The sequence below is a fragment of the Nocardioides sp. JCM 18999 genome, assembly GCF_055391175.1.
This window is the reverse complement of record NZ_AP043887.1, coordinates 1,853,431-1,874,953: the sequence shown is the minus strand read 5'-3', so window position 1 is coordinate 1,874,953 and position 21,523 is coordinate 1,853,431. Positions and strand designations below refer to the sequence as shown.

Here is a 21,523-nt window from a genome sequence, read left to right as displayed (position 1 = left end):
CTGGCGGATGCCGCCGGAGACGGCGGCGCACGAGTGCACCTGGATGGCGTGGCCGTCGTCGGGCTACACCCTGGGCGACACCCCGGCCGAGGCCGACGAGGCTCGCGCCACCTGGGCCGCGGTCGCGCACGCGATCGCCGAGTTCGAGCCGTTGAAGATGGTGGTCGACCCCTCGGCCCTGGGTGACGCGCGCCGCTGGTTGAGCGGCTCGATCGAGCTGTTCGAGGCCCCGCTCGACGACGCCTGGATGCGCGACATCGGGCCGACCTTCGTCGTGGGAGAACAGGGTCTCGGTGCGGTCGACTGGGTCTTCAACGGCTGGGGCGCCCAGGAGTGGGCGAGCTGGGAGCACGACGCCGCGATCGGGCGCCGGATCGCCGTCTGGTCGGGCGCTACCCTGATCAGCTCGGAGATGGTCAACGAGGGCGGAGGCATCCACGTCGACGGCGCCGGCACGGTCCTCGTCACCCGCACCGTCCAGCTCGACCCGGGCCGCAACCCGGGGTGGACCGAGGCTCGGGTCGAGGCCGAGCTGCGTCGCACCCTCGGGGTCGAGCGGGTCGTCTGGCTCGAGCGGGGACTGACCCGCGACTACGACGAGTTCGGCACCCGCGGCCACGTCGACATCGTCGCGGCGATGCCGGAGCCCGGCGTCGTCCTGCTGCACGCCCAGCCCGACCCGGCCCACCCCGACCACGCGGTCGCCCGTGACCTGCGGGCCGACCTGCCCGGCGGGTTCCGGATCGTCGACGTGCCCGCGCCGCAGCGGCTCGAGGACGAGCACGGGCCGGTCGACCAGAGCTACATCAACCACTACGTCTGCAACGGCGCCGTGGTGGCGTGCAGCTTCGACGACCCGAGCGACGGGCCGGCCCAGGAGATCCTGGCGGCGGCGTACCCGGGCCGGCAGGTGGTGGCCGTCGACGCACGGCCCTCTTCGACCGCGGCGGCGGGATCCACTGCATCACGCAGCAGCAGCCCGCGATCGCCACGTCCTAGCGGCTCAGGACTCCGGCGTCGGTGCGTCGTCCAGGCGGAGCTGGAGGAAGGTCAGGTCGAGCCACCGGCCGAACTTCATCCCCGCCTGGGCGATCGTGCCGACGTGGGTGAAGCCAAGCCGCTCGTGCAGCCGGATCGAGCCGGCGTTGCCCGCGTCGATGCCGGCGACCATGACGTGCTTGCCGGAGGTCCGCGCCCGGGCGATCAGCGCCTCCATCAGCCGGCTCCCGACGCCGTTGCCGCGCTGGTCGCCGCGGACGTAGACGGAGTGCTCCACGGTGAGGCGGTAGCCGTCGTGCGGCCGGTAGGCGCCGTAGGTGGCGTAGCCCACCGTCTCCTCGACGCCCGCCTCGTCGACGACGACGGCGACCAGCACCGGGAAGCCGCCACCCTCGCGCTCGTCGAGCCAGGCGATCCGGTTGTCCTCGTCGACCACGACGTCGTTCCAGATCGCGGTGGTGTGCGCGACCGCGTCGTTGTAGATCGCGGTGATGGCGGGGATGTCGCGGTGGTGCGCCTCTCGGATCTGCATGGAGACATTGTGGAGCACCGATGCTTGACAAAGCGCCCCAGGATCCGTCAGATTGAACGCCGTTCAAACTTTGAACAGCGTTCAAACTTTCTGGGAGAGCACCATGACCACTCACGACGTGATCGTCGTCGGCGCCGGGGTGACCGGCCTGACCGCCGCCTACCGCCTGACGCAGGCCGGCCAGGACGTGCTGGTCCTCGAGGCGCGCGACCGGATCGGCGGTCGGCTGCTCACCGAGACCCATGCCGGGATCAGTGCCGAGCACGAGGCGGCCTTCGAGGTCGGCGGCCAGTGGGTCTCTCCCGACCAGACCGCGCTGATCGAGATGATCGACGAGCTGGGTCTGACCACGTTCGCCCGCTACCGCGAGGGTGAGTCGCTCTACGTCAACCGCCAGGGTGCCGCGCTCCGCTTCACCGAGGACCTCCCGGTCTCGGACTCCACCAACGCCGCGATCGAGGAGCTCACCAAGAAGCTCGACGCCCTCGTCGCCGAGACCGACCCCGACCGGCCGTGGACCCACCCCGACGCGGCCTACCTGGACAGCGTTGCCTTCACCACCTGGCTGCGTGACCAGTGCGACGACGTCGAGGCCTGCGAGAACGTCGCGCTCTACATCGGGCCCGCGATGCTGACGAAGCCGTCGCATTGCTTCTCCGCGCTGCAGGCACTGCAGATGGCCGCCAGCGCCGGCTCGTTCAGCAACCTCGTCGACGCCGACTTCATCCTCGACCGCCGCGTCGACGGTGGTCTGGCGAGCGTCCCGGCCGCTCTGGCCGAGCGCCTCGCCGACCGGATCCGGGTCGGCGCCGACGTCACCCGGATCGAGTGGTCGGAGACGGGCGCGGTCGTGCACGTCGGCACCGAGACCTACGAGGCGAAGCACGTCGTCGTCGCCGTCCCGCCGACCGTCCAGCGCCGGATCCGGTTCTCCCCGGAGATGCCCGCCGAGCAGCGGATGGCGCGCGAGCACTCCTCGTTCGGCCTGGTGCTCAAGGTCCAGCTCGTCTACCCGACGCCGTTCTGGCGCGAGCAGGGCCTGAGCGGCACCGGCTTCGCGCCGTACGAGATGGTGCACGAGATCTACGACAACACCCCTGAGGGTGACGAGCGCGGCTTCCTGGTCGGCTTCGTCGCCGGCGAGAACGCCGACACGCTCGGCCGGCTCTCCGCCGACGACCGCCGGACCGCGATCCTGGCCTCGGCCGGTGCGTACTTCGGCGACGCGGCGCTCGAGCCGATCGTCTTCCACGAGAGCGACTGGCAGCACCAGGAGCTCACCGGCGGTGCCTACGGGACCAGCTTCGACCTGGGCGGCCTGACCCGGTACGGCGCCGAGCTCCGCACCCCGATGGGTGCCGTTCGGTTCGGCAGCAGCGATGTGGCCGGCCTCGGATTCCAGCACGTCGACGGCGCGATCCGCGTGGGCGCCGAGATCGCTGCGGAGCTGCTGGCCTGATCCGGCCGGCGGCCGATCAGCCGACCTCGGGGCCGTACCGCTCGACGCAGAACGCGGCGAGCCGGTCCACGAGGTCGGCGATCACGTCGGCCGCGTGGTGCCGCGGGTCCCAGGCGGCGTACAGGTGGATCCGCAGGGGACCGGTCGCGGTCGTGACCCCGAGCGGCACCAGGTCGAAGCGGGGGTCGTCGGAGACCACGGCCACGCCGCGGTCCGCGGCCGCCAACGCCTGGGCGACCTGCGCGTTGGTGCACTCCAGCACGTCGCTGTAGGCGAGCTCCGCCGCGTCGAGCGCGGCGTCGAGCAGCACCCGCGGCCGGAAGTCGGTCGTCATCAGCACCAGCGTGCGTGAGACCAGGTCCTCGAGCCCGATCTCACCCCGATCGGCCCACTCGTCGCTCGGCCGCACGTACGCCAGCAACGGCAGCACCGCCAGACGCCTCGAGGCCAGCGTCCGCGGCGGTGGCCGGTGCACGATCGCCAGGTCGGCGCCGGCCGAGATCGCCGCGGCCGCACCGCGAGGGTCCAGGCTCCGCAGCAGCGGCACCGGGTCGCTGGGTTGCAGCGTCGCGATGAACGGCGCCAGCACGTCGGTCAGCGTCGTGGTCGGGATCGCGACGTGCAGCCGTTCCACCTCGCCCGAGGCCAGCGCTCGGGCCGCCTCGCCGACCGCCTCGGACTCACCGAGCAGCTCGCGAGCGCGGGGGAGGAACTCCTCGGCCGCCCGGGTCAGCGCCAGCCGGCGACCGTCGCGCTCAAAGAGCCGCAGCCCGAGCTGCTGCTCGAGCTGACGCAGCTGGCGCGACAGCACCGGCTGCGTGATGTGCAGCTGCGTCGCCGCCTGGGTGGCCGATCCGGCGTCGGCCGTGGCGACGAAGTAGCGCAGCAGTCGCAGGTCGATCATGCGCCCAGTTAATCATGCTTGAGGAGCATGGGAACCCTGCATAACAGGTCTTGGACAGCATGTAGCGCTCGGGCGGAGAGTAGTCCCATGAGCACCACTCACGACCTCGAGCAGACCCGCCACCTGGCCACCGCCATCCCGGGCCCCCGTTCCACCGAGCTGCTGCAGCGCAAGCAGACCGCCGTCAGCGCCGGCGTCGGCATCACGCTGCCCGTCTTCGTCTCCCGCGCCTCCGGCGGCATCGTCGAGGACATCGACGGCAACCGCCTGATCGACCTCGGTTCCGGCATCGCCGTCACCACCGTCGGCAACAGCGCCGCCCGGGTCGTCGAGGCCGTCTCCGAGCAGGTCGCCGCGTTCACGCACACCTGTTTCATGGTCACCCCCTACGAGGGCTACGTCGCCGTCGCCGAGCAGCTCGCCCGACTCACCCCCGGTGACTTCGAGAAGCGCTCGGCGCTGTTCAACTCCGGCTCCGAGGCCGTCGAGAACGCGGTCAAGATCGCCCGCTCGTTCACCGGCAAGGACGCCGTCGTCGTCTTCGACCACGCCTACCACGGCCGGACCAACCTGACGATGGCGATGACCGCCAAGAACATGCCGTACAAGCACGGCTTCGGTCCGTTCGCCGCCGAGGTCTACCGCGCCCCGATGTCCTACCCGTTCCTCGACGGCGAGGCCGTCGACGGTCCCGCCGCCGCGGCCCGCACGATCTCCCAGATCGAGGCCCAGGTCGGCGCGGAGAACCTCGCCGCGATCGTGATCGAGCCGGTCCAGGGCGAGGGCGGCTTCATCGTCCCGGCCCCCGGCTTCCTGGCCGCGATCTCCGAGTGGTGCACCGCCAACGACGTCGTCTTCGTCGCCGACGAGGTCCAGTCCGGCTTCGGCCGCACCGGCGCCTGGTTCGCGGTCGACCACGAGGGCGTCGTCCCCGACCTGATCGTCAGCGCCAAGGGCATCGCCGGCGGCCTCCCGCTCTCGGCCGTCACCGGTCGCGCCGAGATCATGGACTCCGTGCACGCCGGCGGTCTCGGTGGCACCTACGGCGGCAACCCGCTCGCCTGCGCCGCCGCCCTCGCCGTGATCGAGACGATCGAGGCCGAGGACCTGATCACCCGCGCCCAGCAGATCGAGGCGCTCCTGGTCGGTCGCCTGCGTGAGCTCGCCGAGAAGGACCCGCGGATCGGCGACGTGCGTGGACGCGGCGCGATGATCGCGGCCGAGTTCGTCGACCCGGCCACCGGCGCGCCCGACGCGGCGCTGGCCAAGGCCGTGGCGTCGTACGCCCACACCCGTGGCGTGATCACCCTGACCTGTGGCACGTTCGGGAACGTGATCCGATTCCTGCCGCCGCTGAGCATCTCCGACGAGCTGTTGATCGAGGGCCTCGAGGTCGTCGCTTCCGGTCTGGAGGCCACCCGATGACCCTCGTCGACACCGACATCCAGACTCCGGTCGACCCGGAGCGCACCGTCCTGGACGACGCCCGCGAGCAGCTCGCCGACGCCGTCGCCGTCCTGGGCCTGCCCCGCGACGTGCACAACATGCTGGCCGAGGCCCGCCGTGAGGTCAGCGTCTCCATCCCGCTGCGTCGCGACGACGGCACCATCCAGGTGCTGCGCGGCTACCGGGTGCAGCACAACTACTCCCGCGGCCCCGGCAAGGGTGGCGTCCGCTTCGACGCTCGCGTCGACCTCGACGAGGTGCGCGCGCTGGCGATGTGGATGACCTGGAAGTGTGCCCTCCTCGACGTGCCCTACGGCGGCGCCAAGGGTGGCGTCCAGGTCGACCCGCGCAACTACAGCAAGGCCGAGCTCGAGCGGATCACCCGGCGCTACACGTCCGAGATCGCGCCGCTGATCGGCCCGAACCAGGACATCCCGGCGCCCGACATCGGCACCGACGAGCAGACCATGGCCTGGATGATGGACACCTACTCCGTCGGCCAGGGCCACACGGTCCTCGGCGTCGTCACCGGGAAGCCGATCGCCCTGGGCGGTTCGCAGGGCCGGGCCGCCGCCACCTCGCGCGGCGTCACGGCGATCTCCGTGGAGGCGCTGCGCCACCTCGGCATCGCCCCCGACCAGGCGACCGCCGCGGTCCAGGGCTTCGGCAAGGTGGGTCGCGGCGCGGCCCGCTTCCTCGCCGACGAGGGCGTCAAGGTGCTCGCCGTCAGCGACGTGTACGGCGCCATCCAGTGCGACGCCGGTCTCGACCTGCCCGCCCTGGAGGCCCACGTGGACGCCACCGGCTCCGTCGTCGGCTTCCCTGGCTCCACCGCGATCTCGGGCGAGGACGTGCTCCTCGCCGACGTCGACCTGCTGGTCCCCGCCGCGATCGAGGGTGTCCTGCACGCCGGCAACGCCGGTCACGTCCGGGCGCGCCTGATCGTCGAGGGCGCCAACGGCCCGCTCACCGCCGACGCCGACCGGATCCTCGCCGAGCGCAACGTGCTCGTCGTCCCGGACATCCTGGCCAACGCCGGTGGTGTGGTCGTGTCCTACTTCGAGTGGGTCCAGGCCAACCAGTCCTACTGGTGGACCGAGGCCGAGGTGAACGAGAAGCTCGTCGTTCGGATGACCCGCGCCTGGCACGAGGTCCTCGACTACTCCACCACCCGCAACCTGTCCCTGCGTCTGGCCGCCACCTGCCTGGCCGTCGAGCGCGTCTACCAAGCCCACGAAGTGCGAGGCCTCTACCCGTGACCGATCTGTCCGTCCGTCCCGACACCACCTACATCGAGGCGCTCAACGCCGAGCTCGGCGTCCTGGTCGGGGGCCTGTGGCGTCCCGGCACCGGCGGCGTCTTCGACGTCGAGAACCCGGCCACCCGTGAGGTCGTCGCCCAGGTCGCCAACGGCACCACCGTCGACGCCACCGCTGCCGTCGACGCCGCCGCCGAGCGGCTCCCGGCCTGGTCCAAGGTGCCGCCGCGCACTCGCAGCGACCTGCTCTCCAAGGTGCGCGAGCTGATGCTGCGCGACGCCGAGGAGCTGGCCGCCCTGATCGCGTTGGAGAACGGCAAGTCGCTCTCCGACGCCCGGGGTGAGGTCGTCTACGCCGCGGAGTTCTTCCGGTGGTACGCCGAGGAGGCCGTGCGTCCGCACGGCGACTTCGGCTCCTCGCCGGCCGGCGGGTCCCGGATCATCGTCACCCACAAGCCGGTCGGTGTGGCCGCGCTGGTGACGCCGTGGAACTTCCCGGCCGCGATGGCGACCCGCAAGATCGCCCCCGCCCTGGCCGCCGGCTGCACGGTCGTGCTCAAGCCGGCCTCGGAGACCCCGCTGACGGCCCTGGCGATCGCCCGGCTGATCAGCGAGGCCGGCATCCCCGACGGCGTGGTCAACGTCGTCCCGGGCACCGACTCCGCGAGCATCGTCACCACCTGGCTCGAGGACCCCCGGGTCCGCAAGATCTCCTTCACCGGTTCCACCGGTGTGGGTCGGATCCTGCTGCGCCAGGCCGCCGACCGGGTGGTCAACACCTCGATGGAGCTGGGCGGCAACGCCCCGTTCGTCGTCACCGCGTCGGCCGACATCGCCGCGGCGGTGGACGGCGCGATGATCGCGAAGTTCCGCAACGGCGGGCAGGCCTGCACCGCGGCCAACCGGTTCTACGTGCACGCCGACGTGGCGGACGAGTTCGCCGCCCGGCTCGGCGCCCGGGTCGAGGCCCTCAAGGTCGGTCCGGCCGAGGCCGGCAGCGACATCGGGCCGCTGATCTCGGCCAAGGCGCTCGCCTCGGTCACCCGCCTGGTCGACGATGCCGTCACCTCAGGGGCTCGGATCGCGCACCGCTCGTCGCTGCCGACCGAGGACGGCTACTTCTACCCGGCCACGGTCGTCGTCGACGTACCGGCGGGGTCGGAGCTGGTCTCGGAGGAGATCTTCGGGCCGGTCGCGCCGATCGTGACGTGGCGCGAGACCGACGAGCTGCTCGAGCTGGTCAACGACTCCGAGTTCGGCCTGGCCGCCTACGTGTACGCCGAGCTGGGGGAGGCGCTCCGCCTCGCCGAGCAGGTCGACGCCGGCATGGTCGGCGTCAACCGAGGTCTCGTCTCCGACCCGGCCGCGCCGTTCGGCGGGGTCAAGCAGAGCGGCATCGGGCGTGAGGGTGCCCGGGTCGGTCTCGAGGAGTACACCGAGACGCAGTACCTCAACGTCGACTGGAGCTGATCCAGCCGCAAAGTGTCACCGTGACCCTTTCAAAGTGTCACGGTGACGCTTTGCGCCAGAAGTGACAGCTCGCAACTGTCGCGAATGGCGCGGAGTGTCACCGTGACAGTTTGCGGGGCGGCAGGGGAGTGCTCCTTCACAGGAGGGCGCGGGTGTGGGCGAGAGCGCTCGCCCGCAGCCCGCGTCCTCCGCCGGTGACGATCCCGACGCTGAACCCGTCCCACATCGCCCGCAGGCGCTCTGAGAGCCCTGCGGGATCTTCGGCATCCGTGTGCACCTTCCGGATCAGCCGCTCCAGGTCGACGTGCCACTCCGCGTCGATCTCACGCTGCGCCTCGGCCAGCTCCGGGTGGTAGGGCGAGCGCGCCCACAGCTCGAGCCACAGCTGCCAGCGCGGATCCTTCTCGTCGATGGCCAGGTAGACGTCGGCGAACTCGACGACGTCCTGCACCGGCTCGCGCTGCGTCGCGTACGCCGCCTCACTCCAGCGCAACGTCTCCAGTAGCAGCCCGTCGCGGGTCTTGAAGTAGTAGAGGAGATGGCCACCGCTGGTGTCCAGCCGCGCCGCCAGCGAGGACATCGTCAGCTTCCCGAGACCGTGCTCGGCAACCATCTCGAGCGCGGCGCTGAGCACCTGCTCACGGTCGAGGCGGCGGTGAGGGCGAGTCGTGGACACGGCGGGGGTCGCTTTCTCGGGGCGAACTTGCGGACAGGGGTTGACATTAGCGGTGATCCAGGTCACTTTGTACGTCGTTCAAAGTTTTGAATGCCATTCAAACGGCATCTCCTGAGAGGCCGGTCAGTGACCGATTCCATGATTCTCGCCGCCGACGAGGCGGGCACCCCGATCGAGGCCGAGCGCAAGCTCGCCCGGGTCCTGGGCCCTGGTGCCGCCGTCCTGCTGGTGCTCTCCTGCATCACCCCGGCCTCGAGCCTCTTCATCATCGTCCCCGAGGTCTTCGCCTCCCAGGGCAGCGGCGCGGTGCTGACCATCGTCGCCGGCGTCCTGATCTCCCTGGCCGTCTGCGCCTGCTACGCCGAGCTGGGCACCCGCACCGCCAGCTCCGGCGGCGAGTACGCGATGGTCACCCAGACCCTGGGCAAGGCGGCCGGGTGGCTCACCTTCGCCCTGGCCGGCATCCAGCTGTGGGTGATCCCGCCGATCATCGCGCTGGGCACCGCCGACTACCTCAGCGACCTGATCGACCTGCCGCGCGCCGCCACCGGCGCCGTGGTGATGCTGATCGCCACCGCGACCGCCATCCTGGACGTGAAGTCCAACGCTTTCGTCACCGCGATCTTCCTGGCGCTGGAGATCCTCGCCGCCGCCGTGGTCACCGTGCTGGCCCTGATGAACGTCCAGCGTGGACCGGCCGAGCTGGTCCACCCGCACGTCTCCGGCCCGAACGGCCTGGAGCCGTTCACGATGGCGATGCTCATCTCCGGGCTGGCCGTCGGCACCTTCGTGGTGAGCGGCTTCAACACCGCGGCCTACCTCGCCGAAGAGGTGGTCAACCCGCGCCGCAACGTCGCCCGCGTCATCTTCACGTCGCTCGGCCTCGGCGCGATCGTGATCCTGGTCCCGACCATCACGACCGTCCTCGCCGTCGGCGACGTCAGCGACCTGGCCACCGGCAACTTCTCCGAGTTCGTGCACGAGTGGGGCGGCCAGGGCATCGGCGTCGCCGTCAACGTGGCGATCGCGATCGCGATCCTCAACGCCGTCATCGTGATGGTGCTGCAGAACGGTCGCGTCGTCTTCGCCTCCGGGCGTGACCGCTGCTGGCCCGCCGCGGTCAACGAGTTCCTCACCCGGCTGCACCCGCGGTTCGGCACCCCGTGGATCGCCACCCTCGCCGTCGGCGTCCCCGGCGCCGTGCTCGCCTACGCCGTGAACGTGGAGTCCCTGCTCGGGATCACCTCGATCGTGCTCGCCGTGATGTACGTCGTCATCGCCGTCGCCTCGATCCGCGGCCGCTGGCTGCCCACCACGGTCGCGAGCTGGAAGATGCCGCTCTGGCCGCTCGCGCCCGTGCTGGTGATCATCGCCGTCGGGTACGCGGTCTTCGGCTCCTCCACGGCCGACCTGCTGATCACCGCAGGCATCCTGATCGCCGCGATGGGCTACTACGCGCTGTACCTCGCCCCCCGCTCCGGCGACCGCTTCGTGGTCGTCGACCCCGAGGACGACGTCAACGACTGACCCCTTCGCCGAGATGGCCCGTCTGGTCCACCGAGATGGCCCGTCTGGTCCGCCGAGATGGCCGGAGCAGTCCGAGCGGGATGATCGCGAGGGTGGCGACACCCGCGGCGAGGAACGGCAACCACGCGAGTACGTCGCCAGCGGCGGCGCGGCTCCCGAGGACTGCGCCGAGGGCGATCCCGAGGTTGAGCGTCGTGATCAGGATGCTGCCGGCAGTGCTGCGGAACTGCTCCGACGCGACCCGCATCACCTGGGCCTGCAGCACCACCGGAAGCACGCCGATCAGGGCACCCAGGATGGTGACGAGGGCGACGTAGGCGAACGGATCGTGCGCCAGGCCGAGGCCCGCCATCGTGGCGGCGAGCAGCAGGGTCGTGACCGGAAGTGCGGACGAGGGCCAGCGGTCGCTGATCCTGCCGGCGCCGAGGACCCCGACCAGGCCACCCAGGCCGCTGGCGAGCAGGACCCCGGCCATCGAGCCGGCCGTGATCCCGGCGACCGCCGCGCTGGTGGGCACGATGAAGGTGAACAGTCCGTAGAAGCCGATCAGGGCGAAGAACCCGCCGCCGGCCACCAGCAGCACCGGACGCGCTGAGCGGTCCCACCGCTCGCCCGCCGAGGCCGCCGTCGCCTCGCCGACGGGCCGGGGTGCCAGCACAGAGATCGCCGCGGCGCTGACGACTCCGGCCAGCGCCAGCGCCACGAAGGTCACCCGCCAGCCGGCCCGATGGGCGAGCGCGGTGCCCAGCGGCAGCCCGAGCAGGCTCGCCAGGGTGGGGCCGGCCAGCACGATCGCCAGGGCTCGGCCGACCCGGTCGGGGGCGACCAGCGAGACGGCGTACGCGACGACGACGGCCCAGAAGAGGCCGTGGGCGGCCGCTGCGACGACCCGTGCCGCCACCGCGACCGGGTAGGAGGGGGCGAGCGCTGTGGCCAGGTTGGCCGCCGCCATCACGCCCAGGCTCACGAGGAGAACGGGCTTGCGGTGCCACCGCAAGGTCAGTCGCACCAAGGGGATGGCGGTCAGCGCGATCGTCCCCGCCCAGACCGTGACGAGCAGGCCGGCCGTCGCCTCACTGACGGCGAGCGAGGTGCTCAAGGAGTCGAGGACGCCGGCGGGCATCATCTCCGCACTGACCGTCGTGAACGTCGCGGCAGACAGGGCCAGCAGCGGCGGCAGCGAGCTCGTTGATCGACTCATGCCGCCAACGTAAACTTTGACGTTGATGTCAAGGTCAAGCGGAATCGGGAGGACGCATGAGGATCGGTGAGCTGGCCGAGCGGACGGGTACTTCGACCCGGATGCTTCGCTACTACGAATCTCAGGACCTGCTGCGCCCCGAGCGCGGAACGAACGGGTACCGCGAGTTCAACGAGGCCGACATCGAGCGCGCCAGCACGATCGCCAGCCTGATCCGGTCCGGGCTCCCGACCCGGCTGATCCGGATCGTCCTCACCGCCGAGGACCGCCCGCAGGACTGGACGGCCGCCTGCGACGACGAGTTCGCCGCGCAGTTGCGCGCCGAGCTGAGTGCGCTCGACGACAAGATCTCGTGCCTCACCCGCAGCCGGGCCGCCGTGCGGACCTACCTCGAGCGTGCAGGTGCCTGACGCCGCGCTCTGATCTTTCGGGCCCAACGTCCCACGTCGCGCGCCGCGGCAGTCCTACGCTGCGAGAATGGCTGACATTCTTCTTGGTCTCATCGCGATCGTTGCCGGTGTGACGATGCTGTTCATCGGGCGGGTCGCGCTTCGGGTCGCTCTTCCGATCTGGGGCTTCTTCGTCGGGTTCGCCTTCGGCGCCGGGCTGGTCGCGGCCTGGGCCGACGAGAGCTTCCTCGGCACCGCGTTCGGCTGGGTCCTGGGCCTCATCTTCGCGCTGATCTTCGCGGTGCTGTCCTACCTCTACTACTGGCTCGCGATCGTCTTCGCCTTCGGTGCGTTCGGTTTCGCGATCGGTTCCGGCATCGTGACCGCGATCGGGATCGACTGGAACTGGCTCGCCGTCCTGATCGGTCTGGCCGTCGGTGTCGTCCTCGGTCTGGTCGCGGCGTTCGCGAACATGCCGATGTTCGTCATGATCGTGGCCAGCTCGGTGGCCGGCGCGTTCGGCATCGTCGGTGGCCTGATGCTGCTCTTCGGCGAGCTCAACACCTCGACGTTCACCCGCGGCGACTTCGCCGGCGCGATCGACAACAGCTGGGTCTGGACGCTCATCGTCGTCCTGTTCGCCCTGGCCGGCATCCTCATCCAGTCGGTGCAGCACGCGATCCTGCGCAGCACCGTCAATGAGGTCTGGTACGCCGAGAGCGTCTGAACCTCCGCTTCTCGCGGGGAATCTCACCGGGACGGCGATGTTTCGTGGCCGACAGCGCCATGAAACATCGCCGTTACCCGTCCCACCTAGCGTCCGGTCATGGACGTGTTCGAGGGCTACAGCACGCAGGGCGCGGCCTATGACGAGATGTTCGGGTCGGCCGGCGTGCGTCCCGGCTACCGGGCGCTGCACGACGCCCTGGGCGGCCTCGCTCCGCGCGAGCTGAAGGCCCGGGTCGACGCGCTGGCGTCGAGCTATCTCGATCAGGGCGTCACGTTCGACATCGGCGGGGAGGAGCGGGCCTTCCCGCTCGACGTCCTGCCGCGGATCATCACCGCCGCGGAGTGGGACCCGATCGAGCGCGGTGTCCGGCAGCGGGTGCTGGCCCTGGAGGCCTTCCTCGCCGACGTGTACGGCGCCGGGCAGGTGTTCACCGACCGGGTGGTGCCCCGCTCCGTGGTCACGTCGTCCTCGCACTACCACCGCGCCTGCACCGGACTGGTCTCGCCCAACGGTGTCCGGGTCCAGGTCAGCGGGATCGACCTGGTCCGCGGTGAGGACGGCGAGTTCCGGGTGCTGGAGGACAACGTCCGGGTGCCGTCCGGGGTCAGCTACGTGATGACCAACCGGCGCACCCTGGCCTCGACCCTGCCCGAGGCGTTCACCGACCACCGGATCCGGCAGGTCGCCGAGTATCCCCAACGCCTGCTCAGCGCGCTGCGTGCCTCGGCGCCGGCCGGGGTCAGCGACCCGACGGTGGTCGTGCTGACGCCGGGCGTGCACAACGGCGCCTACTTCGAGCACGCGCTCCTCGCCCGGACGATGGGGGTCGAGCTCGTCGAGGGCCGCGACCTGGAGTGCCGCCAGGGCCGCGTGATGATGCGGACCACCACCGGGCTGCGGCCGGTGCACGTGATCTACCGAAGGGTCGACGACGAGTTCCTCGACCCGCTGCACTTCCGGGCCGACTCGATGCTCGGCTGCGCGGGCCTGATCAACGCCGCCCGGGCCGGGCACGTCACGATCGCCAACGCGGTCGGCAACGGGGTCGCCGACGACAAGCTCGTCTACACCTACCTGCCCGACCTGATCCGCTACTACCTGGGCGAGGAGCCGGTGCTGCGCAACATCGACACCTGGCGGATGGCCGATCCGGGGGCGATGGAGGAGGTCCTCGACCGGCTCGCTGAGCTCGTGCTCAAGCCCGTCGACGGATCGGGCGGCAAGGGCATCGTGATCGGCCCGGCCGCGAGTCGCAGCGAGCTCGAGGCCGTTCGCGCCGCGGTGATCGCCGACCCCCGGGCCTGGATCGCGCAGCCGGTCGTGCAGCTGTCGACCGTGCCGACCTACATCAACGGCGAGATGGCGCCGCGGCACGTCGACCTGCGCCCGTTCGCGGTCAACGACGGACGCGACGTGTGGGTGCTGCCGGGCGGGCTGACCCGGGTCGCGCTGCCGGCGGGGGAGCTGATCGTGAACTCCTCGCGCGGCGGCGGGTCCAAGGACACCTGGGTGCTGGCGGGGCAACGCCGGCCGCCGGTGCTGCAGCCCGCAGACGACGTACGCGAGGTGGTGGTGCCGACCGGGCCGCGGCCGGGGGACCTGGTCCAGCAGCAGGAGCAGCAACAACAGGAACGGCAACAGCAACAGCAGGCGGAGGTGATCTCGTGCTGAGTCGGATCGCGGAGTCGCTGTTCTGGATCGGCCGGTACGTCGAGCGGGCCGAGGGGACGGCGCGGATCCTCGACGTCCAGACCCAGCTGATCCTCGAGGATCCCTCGATCGACGAACCGGCCACCTGCAGCAGCGTGCTGTCGATCATGGGGGTTCCAGCGGAGGCCGGCGAGGTCGTCACGGCTGCCGAGATGCTGCGTCGGCTCGCCTACGACTCGAGCTGCCCGACCTCGATCGCCGCCTGTCTCACTGCGGCGCGGGAGAGTGCCCGTCGGGCGCGCGAGACGCTGTCGACGTCGTTGTGGGAGTCGATCAACACCACCTAGCTGGCGATCCCGCAGGGCTCGTTCGCGACCAACCCGCAGATCTTCGGCTGGGTCCGCGACCGGGCGGCGCTGGTGAACGGCACCGCCGACTCGACGATGATGCGCGACGAGGGCTGGCACTTCCTGGTGCTCGGCCGCTCGATCGAACGCGCCGACATGACCGCGCGGCTCGTCGCCTCGACGGCGGTCGCGCACGGCGAGGCCTGGACCACGACGTTGCGGGCGTGCGGCGGTCACGAGGGCTACCTGCGGTCCCACCGGGGCACCGTCACCGATGCCGGCGCGGCGGAGTTCCTGCTCCGCGACCGGCTGTTCCCGCGCTCGGTGCTGGCCGCGCTGATCCGGGCCGAGGTCTGCCTGGTCGACCTGGAGGCCGCCGGCGGTCGGGTCGGGGTGCGGGGTGAGGCCGAACGCCTCTTCGGTCAGATCCGCGCCGACCTGGAGTACCGGACGCTGCACGACCTGCTGGTCGACCTGCCGTTCGAGATGGAGCGGTTCCAACGCGCCTGCGTCGCGGCCACCGACGCGATCTCGGGACGGTACTTCGCCGGCGCGGAGGCGCGGTTCTGGCGTGACGGCCTCAAGATCGGAGCGCTCTGATGCACCTGCGGATCGTGCACACCACCGGCTACCAGTACGAGGGGCAGGTCGCGGCGTCGTACAACGAGGCCCGGCTGACGCCGCTGACCCAGTCCGGCCAGCTGGTCACTCAGACCCGGGTCGACGTGACCCCGAAGCCGTGGACCTACGGCTACCTCGACCACTGGGGGACGCAGGTGACCGCGTTCGAGGTGCTCGACGCGCACACGTCGCTCACCGTGGTGGGGACGAGCACCGTCCACACCCGGGAACCCGTCGGCGGCGGCCTGCAGGCGTCGTGGGCGGAGCTGGCCGAGGTCGCCGACCCCTGGTCGGAGTACCTGATGATCCTCGACCGGGCCCGGCCACCGGCCGACCTGCTCGCCCTGGTGATGCCGCTGCGGGAGTCGTGCGCGGCACCGGCCGAGGCGGTCGCGGCGGTCTTCGACCTGCTGCACCGCGAGGTCGCCTACCTGCCGGGGACGACGGCGGTCGAGTCCGATGCGGCGACTGCCTGGGAACAGCGCAGCGGGGTCTGCCAGGACCTCGCCCACCTCGCGATCGGCTGCCTGCGTTCGCTCGGGATCCCGGCCCGCTACGTGTCGGGGTACCTGCACCCCGACCCCGATCCGCGGATCGGGGTCGCCGCTCGCGGGGAGTCCCACGCCTGGGTGGAGTGGTGGGACGGCGCGTGGGTCGGCTTCGACCCGACCAACCAGGTCGAGCCGGGGGAGCGCCACGTCATCGTCGCGACCGGTCGCAACTACGACGACGTGCGGCCGCTCGCCGGCGTCTACACCGGCGGCGGTGCGGCGTCGCGGATGTTCGTCACGGTGGAGATCACCCGACTGCCCTGAATGGGAGGCCCAACCTCCCTACGATGGCGGCGTGCGATCGACGACCCAGGCTTCCGTTCGATTCGCCGTCCCGCTCCCGGGACCCGTGCTCCCGGCGCTGTCCGCTCTGGCCTACCTCTCGGGCGCGATCGGTGTCGGGTTGGGCGTGGTCTTCTGGACCGACGGGATGAACCCGCGCTGGGTCCTGGCCACCGTCACGCTCCTCTTCGTGACGGCCACCGGGTACGCCCTCGCTCGGGGAACTTCGTACACGGTGACGGAGGCGCAGGTCGCCCTGCTGGTCGCGACCGGGTTGTTGGCGGTGCTCTCCTTCACCACCGAGCTCGCCTTCGGTGCCCTCCGCAACGGGATCGCGGTGCCGCTCCTCGGCGTGTACGCCGGGTGGTACTTCCGTCGCCCGGCGACCTGGTGCTTCTACCTCACCGTCGGGGCCTGGTTCGTCGCGGTGGCCGTGCACGACCAGCCGCAGCTGACGGTGATCGCGGCCGCGCTCGCTGTGCAGGCGGTCCTCGGCCTCGAGGTGACCCGGATCCTGGTCCATCGGCTCCGCCGGGTCGCGCGGATCGATCCCTTGACCGGGGCGCTCAACCGGCTGGGGCTCAATGAGCTCGGGCACGGACTGGTGGCCGAGGCCCGGCGGACGAACGCCCAGCTCAGCATCGCCCTGATCGACCTCGACGGCCTGCGCGACATCAACAACCGTGGCGGCCACGCCGAGGGCGATGCCCTGCTCCGCCAGGCCTGCTCGGAGCTGTTGGACTCCCTCGGCCCCGCCGATGCGGTCGGACGCTTGGGTGGCGACGAGTTCCTGATGCTGATGCCCCGCACGGAGCTGGTCGAGGCCACGCGCACGGTGAAGGCCCTCGAGGAGACGGCGACGGTGCGCTGGACCGCGGGCCTGGCCGAGCTCGAGGGCGAGGAGTCCTTCGACGACCTGGTCCGACGGGCCGATCACGGGATGTACGAGCGCAAGTTCCGCTGACCCGTCGGGGGAGGCACGGGTCAGGAGGGGGACGACTTCTTGCGGCTCGTCCACTGCCGCTTGAACTCGTCGCTGAAGAGCTGCCGGATCGCGGCACTGTCCAGCGCACCGTTGCCGCCTTGGAGCTCGCCGCGCGAGAGGAGCTGGCACACCCGGAGCCAGGCGTGCCCCATCGCGTAGGTGATGGTGCTGGCGACCGTGGCGTTGATCGCGCCGCCGACGACGGCACCCGCCCCCGGGATCATCTTGACCAGTCCGCCCACGAGGGAGCGCCCGGCCGAGGTCGCCCCGGCGGTGGCGGCGAGCCCCGCGATGGTGGTCTTGTCCAGCGAGACGCCGTACGTCTGGGCGACGGCGGCCATCATGCCCAGCTGGATGGGGACGAGGACGACGGCGTCGGCGAACGGGATCGGGGTGGCTCCGGCGGTGCCTGCCGCGGTGACGGCGGCGGCGATCTTGGCCTCGGCCTGACGCTTCTTGCGGGCGGCGTCGATCCGCTGGGCCGCGGTGAGGGCTTCGGCTACGGCTTGGGGAGCGACCTGAAAGGTGGCATCGAGGACTTCCTGCAGACCGTGCGCGGTGAGACCGGAGAAGTCGTCGTCCTGCGCCATCGTGAAGAACGCGCGGTGCTCGAGGACGGGCAGGTCGAGCGCCTCGATCGAGGTGGCCAGCGCGACGGCGTCCGGGTGCGGGCGGCCCTCGCGCATCGGCACCTGGGTGAGGACCAGGATCACCGGGAGGCCGAGGCTGTGCAGGGCTCGGATCACCTGGGCCTCGGTGTCCTCGAACCGGCGGTCGCCGAAGCGCACGCAGTACCAGGCGACGTGGAGCTGCTCGGCGATCGGGCGGTTGCGCATCGCGGTGACGTAGTCGGTCAGCTCGGAGACGAGCTTGTCGGTGTCGACGCCGATCTCGAGGCCGCGGGTGTCGTAGACCCCGAGGAAGTCCGTCGAGTGCACGTAGAGGTGCGCTTCCTGCGTGACCGGCTGCCCGATGCCCGTGGAGGCGACCTCCTCACCGAAGATCGCGTTGACCAGCGTGCTCTTCCCGACCCCCGTCTTGCCCAGGATGATCAGGTTGAACCGGCCGTACTTCTCGGCCTGGTCGCGGTAGGCACGGGTGAACTGCTCCCTGAACCAGTCGTCGCTTGCGCTCGGCATGCCTCGACCATACTGGCTGCATGCCCAGCAAGATCGCCGTCCGGATGAGCGTCGACGCACCCGTGATCCAGCAGGGTCTCGCAGCGATCGCCGCAGAGCTGGGACTGCCCTCGGCCTTCCCGCCCGAGGTGCTCGCCGAGGCCGACCGGGCTGCTGCCGCGGTCGCGCTGCCGGACCTGGATCGCACGGACCTGCCGTTCATCACCATCGACCCCGCCGGCTCCATGGACCTCGACCAGGCCGTGCACATCGCCCGTACGTCGACGGGGTTCCTGGTCCACTACGCGATCGCCGACGTCGCCGCCTTCGTCACGCCCGGGGGAGCCATCGATCTCGAGGCGCACCGTCGTGGCGAGACCTTGTACGGCGCCGGCTCCCGGATCCCGCTGCACCCGCCCGCGTTGTCCGAGGCCGCGGCGTCGTTGCTGCCCGACCAGGTCCGCCCCGCGCTGCTCTGGTCCCTGGAGCTCGGTGCTGAGGGTGCGTTGGTCTCGACCCAGGTCGAGCGTGCCCGGGTCCGTTCGCGTCGCCGCTGGTCCTACGTCGACGCCCAAGTGGCGCTCGATGCTCCCGCTCCCGAGCCGCGCGACGAGGTCCTCGACCTGCTCCGCGAGGTGGGCCTGCTGCTCCAGCAGCAGGAGAGGATGCGCGGCGGGATCTCATTGCCGCTGCCGGAGCAGGAGGTCGACGTCACCGACGACGGCGCGATCCGCCTGACCTTCCGCGAGGTGCTGCCCGTGGAGGACTGGAACGCCCAGATCTCCCTGCTCACCGGTCGGGCCGCCGCCGCGCTGATGCTGAAGGGCGGCGTCGGGATGCTGCGCACCCTGCCTCCCGCCCGTGAAGCGGACATCGAACGCTTGCGCCTCGTCGCCCTCGGCCTGCGCATCGACTGGCCCGCCGACCGCGACTACGTCTGGTTGGTGCACTCCCTCGATCCCAGCAAGCCCACCCACCTGGCGATGATCGTCGCCTGCACCCGCCTCTTGCGGGGATCCGGGTACGTCGCCTTCGACGGTGCCGTCCCCGAGCAGGCCGAGCACGCCGCCATCGCCGCGCCGTACGCCCACGCGACCGCGCCCCTGCGGCGCCTGGGGGACAGGTACGTCGGCGAGGTCTGCCTCGCGCTCTGTGCCGGTGTCGAGGTGCCCTCCTGGGCGCGATCCGGCTTGACAGACCTGCCCGAGGTGCTGAAGAAGTCCAACGGCCGGTCGTCCGCCTACGACCGCGCCGTGCTGGATCTGCTCGAGGCCGCCCAGCTGTCCCACCGGGTCGGCGAGGAGTTCGCCGGTGTCGTCACCAGCGTCCGGGACGGGAATCCGACCGAAGGGGTCGTGGTGCTCGAGGAGATCGGGGTCGAAGCGCAGGTCAGTGGGTCGTCGCCATTGCCGCTCGGAGGAGCGGTGACCGTCCGATTGACGGTGGCCGACACCGGATCGCGCTCGGTGGCCTTCGAACTTGTCGGGTGACCGACTCAGCTCACTCGCCTTCGAAGCCGCGGAAGACCCCGTCCGGCTGCACGTTGTCGGCGAACTCGAAGAAGTCCATGTTCGCGATCGCGAGGTTCGCTTCGATCGATGCGATCTCCGGGATCGTGGTGCGGAACGTCCGGCCGGGGAACGTGTTGAACTCCTCGGGCACCTCACGGCTGAAGGAGGAGAGATCGACGTAGGCGAGCGTGATCTCCGTGCCCGCCTGACGTGCTTCGCCCATCGCGCGGGAGTCGGCGAGGAGCACGTAGCCGTCCCCCTCTACGCCGGCGAACCGAGTGGCGAGTGCCGCGCCGTCGGTGCCGTCGAACTCCCGGTCCGCGATCGGGACAACATGCGGCGGCCACGGGTCTTCGTCGAACTCGTCGATCGGCACCGGGAGGGCGACCTGCGTCGTGATCGTTCGCCACGCGGCATCGTCGGTGAAGTCGGTTCTCAGGAGTGGTGTCCCTTCGCTGGCCCAGATCTCCGGGATCGAGTTCGCGCCCGATCCTTCTGAGACCGCTGCGCGGGCGGGAACACCGTTGTCGGTATCGCCGGGTCCACCGGCCGTGCAGCCCGCGGAAAGGGCCAGCACGGCAGCAAGCAAGGGGATGGTGCCAAGACGCATGCAGGCATCATCGCGCGGCTTTGACGTGAATGCGTGGGGACTCCGGGTTGGCCGGGAGAATCGGATCAGAGATGGGGTCCTGTGGAAGTGTCCCAGCCGAACCAGGCGGCCACGACCCCTTGTGTCTCGGACGTGGCACTGCTCGCGTCGATTTCCGTGCACTCGATCCATCGGTAGCTGGAGTGCTCGTCGGAGAGCGCCACCGATGCCTGGTCGTTCAACGGAACAGAGACGGTGAACTGGCGGGTCAACCTCCCGGAACCGGAGAGGTAGTCGAACTGCGCCAGGAATCCGGGCTCGACGATCCCGGCAGGGAAACCCACCTCTTCCAACAGTTCACGATCAAGCGCTTCGTTGAGGGTCTCACCCACCTCAACGCCTCCTGAGGGCAGCTCCTCGATACCTGGCATGAAAGCGTCGTTCATACTGCGCGTGAGCAGCAGAACAGCGCCAGCGCGGTGGACGATCGCGCCAACGACGCACTTCTCGACGCCGTCATTCCTGGCTGCCACGGTCAACGATTCATCCAGCACTGGGGCATCGTAGGCGCTTTCCTTGTCGCGACAGGCGCTTTGCCGTGTCAGATGCCGACGTCCCTATGCGGCGGTATGACTCCCCCGTCGACACGAATGCCAGCGGCCGGGACGGCGAGCTGAGACGAGTCGTTGCGACAACCGCAAATGCCGAGATGAGGGCGCATCCCTGCCGACGCTAGGCCTGTGGCTAGCATCGGCGGGTGAGCACGATCCGGGTTCTCAACGACGGCCGACTCGTGCTCGCTGACGGCACGAAACTGGACCTGGACTACGGCTGGCTCAGCAAGGATGAGGCCCGCTCCGTCGCCGAAGTTGCAGACGTTGTCGTGGCTGCGTCCGGACTTTCGTCCTCCGATATTTCGTCCGATGCACGCCGTATCCGTGAGCTTGTCGGCATGGTCGACGCCTCGGGCGATCCCGTCGGAGCCCGCCGCTACCGAGGCGCTGGAATGGTGGCATTGGGTCTGACCTCCGGGCACTGATCGCCCGCTGTGCCGCTGTCAGGGCGGAACGCCCGACCATGCCGCGAGGCGGGTGTTCGGCTCCCGAGCTCCACATCGACCGCTCAGCGGCATGGTCAGGGTTCGCCTCATCGTCGTGTGCCAGACCTTCTAGCTGCTGTCAGTGAAAGAATGTGGGCGTGATGCTCACCCTTTGTCGAATTGGACCGGGCATTCGGCGGGCGCTCTGACAAGAGGGGCGGGCACGCGCTGGCGGGTAA

Annotated in this window: 20 protein-coding genes and 2 pseudogenes; 14 read left to right on the top strand and 8 right to left on the bottom strand. The window is 70.5% G+C overall.

All coding sequences use genetic code 11. The features are described from left to right. Positions 1–7 precede the first annotated feature (7 nt). Positions 8–874: pseudogene (locus tag ACZ5J1_RS09075) on the top strand (agmatine deiminase family protein); the annotation flags it as partial. On the opposite strand, the gene ACZ5J1_RS09070 reads toward ACZ5J1_RS09075, so the two are convergent. Both ACZ5J1_RS09070 and ACZ5J1_RS09065 read right to left on the bottom strand, forming a co-directional pair. Beyond that, positions 814–960 carry a hypothetical protein gene (locus tag ACZ5J1_RS09070; RefSeq protein ID WP_464564537.1) on the bottom strand — a complete coding sequence of 49 codons (147 nt, stop codon included), beginning with the start codon at positions 958–960 and terminating at the stop codon, positions 814–816. The pseudogene ACZ5J1_RS09075 and the gene ACZ5J1_RS09070 sit on opposite strands and share 61 nt — an antisense overlap. A gap of 43 nt (positions 961–1,003) precedes the next feature. Further along, entirely contained in the window at positions 1,004–1,531 is a 528-nt protein-coding gene (locus tag ACZ5J1_RS09065; protein WP_464564535.1) for an N-acetyltransferase family protein, read from the bottom strand. Positions 1,532–1,634: 103 nt separating this feature from the next. Between ACZ5J1_RS09065 and ACZ5J1_RS09060 the strand changes: the two genes are divergently transcribed. Continuing rightward, positions 1,635–2,990: a flavin monoamine oxidase family protein gene (locus ACZ5J1_RS09060; RefSeq protein WP_464564534.1), complete on the top strand. Its 1,356-nt coding sequence runs from the start codon at positions 1,635–1,637 to the stop codon at positions 2,988–2,990. 16 nt (positions 2,991–3,006) lie between these two features. Here ACZ5J1_RS09060 and ACZ5J1_RS09055 read toward each other — a convergent pair whose 3' ends face one another. Beyond that, the gene (locus ACZ5J1_RS09055) at positions 3,007–3,894 is read right to left on the bottom strand and encodes a LysR family transcriptional regulator (RefSeq protein WP_464564532.1); all 888 of its coding nucleotides are present in this window, start codon (positions 3,892–3,894) and stop codon (positions 3,007–3,009) included. 87 nt (positions 3,895–3,981) lie between these two features. Here ACZ5J1_RS09055 and gabT point away from each other — a divergent pair, with 87 nt between their 5' ends. Genes gabT through ACZ5J1_RS09040 form a run of 3 tightly spaced genes read left to right on the top strand, consistent with a single transcriptional unit; the run spans position 3,982 to position 8,068 of the window. After that, positions 3,982–5,319 carry a 4-aminobutyrate--2-oxoglutarate transaminase gene (gabT, locus tag ACZ5J1_RS09050; RefSeq protein WP_464564530.1) on the top strand — a complete coding sequence of 446 codons (1,338 nt, stop codon included), beginning with the start codon at positions 3,982–3,984 and terminating at the stop codon, positions 5,317–5,319. Then, positions 5,316–6,599, top strand: coding sequence for a Glu/Leu/Phe/Val family dehydrogenase (locus tag ACZ5J1_RS09045; protein ID WP_464564529.1), 1,284 nt, complete (start codon positions 5,316–5,318; stop codon positions 6,597–6,599). Before gabT ends, ACZ5J1_RS09045 begins: the two co-directional genes overlap by 4 nt. Further along, the gene (locus tag ACZ5J1_RS09040) at positions 6,596–8,068 is read left to right on the top strand and encodes an NAD-dependent succinate-semialdehyde dehydrogenase (RefSeq protein WP_464564527.1); all 1,473 of its coding nucleotides are present in this window, start codon (positions 6,596–6,598) and stop codon (positions 8,066–8,068) included. The genes ACZ5J1_RS09045 and ACZ5J1_RS09040 overlap by 4 nt, the downstream gene beginning before the upstream one ends. Before the next feature lie 136 nt (positions 8,069–8,204). Here the strand turns inward: ACZ5J1_RS09040 and ACZ5J1_RS09035 are convergent, their stop codons facing one another. Then, a complete protein-coding gene (locus ACZ5J1_RS09035; protein WP_464564525.1) occupies positions 8,205–8,744 on the bottom strand; it encodes a TetR/AcrR family transcriptional regulator in 540 nt (179 codons plus the stop codon). A gap of 126 nt (positions 8,745–8,870) precedes the next feature. On the opposite strand from ACZ5J1_RS09035, the gene ACZ5J1_RS09030 reads away from it, so the two are divergent. Continuing rightward, positions 8,871–10,271, top strand: coding sequence for an APC family permease (locus tag ACZ5J1_RS09030; protein WP_464564523.1), 1,401 nt, complete (start codon positions 8,871–8,873; stop codon positions 10,269–10,271). Here ACZ5J1_RS09030 and ACZ5J1_RS09025 read toward each other — a convergent pair. Beyond that, on the bottom strand, positions 10,261–11,472 hold the full coding sequence (locus tag ACZ5J1_RS09025) for an MFS transporter (RefSeq protein ID WP_464564521.1): 1,212 nt from the start codon (positions 11,470–11,472) through the stop codon (positions 10,261–10,263). The two genes, ACZ5J1_RS09030 and ACZ5J1_RS09025, sit on opposite strands and share 11 nt — an antisense overlap. A 56-nt stretch (positions 11,473–11,528) precedes the next feature. Between ACZ5J1_RS09025 and ACZ5J1_RS09020 the strand changes: the two genes are divergently transcribed. From ACZ5J1_RS09020 to ACZ5J1_RS08995, 6 genes and pseudogenes are all read left to right on the top strand, one after another. Further along, positions 11,529–11,882 carry a MerR family transcriptional regulator gene (locus tag ACZ5J1_RS09020; protein WP_464564520.1) on the top strand — a complete coding sequence of 118 codons (354 nt, stop codon included), beginning with the start codon at positions 11,529–11,531 and terminating at the stop codon, positions 11,880–11,882. A gap of 67 nt (positions 11,883–11,949) precedes the next feature. After that, positions 11,950–12,588 (top strand): hypothetical protein, encoded by a 639-nt coding sequence (locus tag ACZ5J1_RS09015; protein ID WP_464564519.1) that lies wholly within the window; start codon positions 11,950–11,952, stop codon positions 12,586–12,588. Positions 12,589–12,687: 99 nt separating this feature from the next. Next, positions 12,688–14,262 carry a circularly permuted type 2 ATP-grasp protein gene (locus tag ACZ5J1_RS09010; RefSeq protein ID WP_464564517.1) on the top strand — a complete coding sequence of 525 codons (1,575 nt, stop codon included), beginning with the start codon at positions 12,688–12,690 and terminating at the stop codon, positions 14,260–14,262. Beyond that, a pseudogene (locus ACZ5J1_RS09005) lies at positions 14,256–15,188 on the top strand (alpha-E domain-containing protein). The gene ACZ5J1_RS09010 and the pseudogene ACZ5J1_RS09005 overlap by 7 nt, the downstream one beginning before the upstream one ends. Continuing rightward, complete coding sequence (locus tag ACZ5J1_RS09000) at positions 15,188–16,024, top strand: transglutaminase family protein (protein WP_464564515.1); 837 nt, start codon at positions 15,188–15,190, stop codon at positions 16,022–16,024. The pseudogene ACZ5J1_RS09005 and the gene ACZ5J1_RS09000 overlap by 1 nt, the downstream one beginning before the upstream one ends. A 31-nt stretch (positions 16,025–16,055) precedes the next feature. Continuing rightward, entirely contained in the window at positions 16,056–17,006 is a 951-nt protein-coding gene (locus ACZ5J1_RS08995) for a GGDEF domain-containing protein (protein WP_464564513.1), read from the top strand. A 20-nt stretch (positions 17,007–17,026) separates the two neighbouring features. Here ACZ5J1_RS08995 and ACZ5J1_RS08990 read toward each other — a convergent pair whose 3' ends face one another. Beyond that, the gene (locus tag ACZ5J1_RS08990) at positions 17,027–18,166 is read right to left on the bottom strand and encodes a GTPase family protein (RefSeq protein ID WP_464564511.1); all 1,140 of its coding nucleotides are present in this window, start codon (positions 18,164–18,166) and stop codon (positions 17,027–17,029) included. Between the two features lie 20 nt (positions 18,167–18,186). On the opposite strand from ACZ5J1_RS08990, the gene ACZ5J1_RS08985 reads away from it, so the two are divergent. After that, complete coding sequence (locus ACZ5J1_RS08985) at positions 18,187–19,635, top strand: RNB domain-containing ribonuclease (RefSeq protein ID WP_464564510.1); 1,449 nt, start codon at positions 18,187–18,189, stop codon at positions 19,633–19,635. A gap of 10 nt (positions 19,636–19,645) precedes the next feature. Here the strand turns inward: ACZ5J1_RS08985 and ACZ5J1_RS08980 are convergent, their stop codons facing one another. Together ACZ5J1_RS08980 and ACZ5J1_RS08975 are read right to left on the bottom strand one after the other, a co-directional pair. Next, entirely contained in the window at positions 19,646–20,266 is a 621-nt protein-coding gene (locus ACZ5J1_RS08980) for a DUF6924 domain-containing protein (RefSeq protein ID WP_464564508.1), read from the bottom strand. A gap of 65 nt (positions 20,267–20,331) precedes the next feature. Next, positions 20,332–20,799, bottom strand: a complete 468-nt coding sequence (locus tag ACZ5J1_RS08975; protein WP_464564507.1) for an NUDIX domain-containing protein — start codon at positions 20,797–20,799, stop codon at positions 20,332–20,334. A gap of 203 nt (positions 20,800–21,002) precedes the next feature. On the opposite strand from ACZ5J1_RS08975, the gene ACZ5J1_RS08970 reads away from it, so the two are divergent. Continuing rightward, complete coding sequence (locus ACZ5J1_RS08970) at positions 21,003–21,284, top strand: hypothetical protein (RefSeq protein WP_464564506.1); 282 nt, start codon at positions 21,003–21,005, stop codon at positions 21,282–21,284. Positions 21,285–21,523 lie beyond the last annotated feature (239 nt).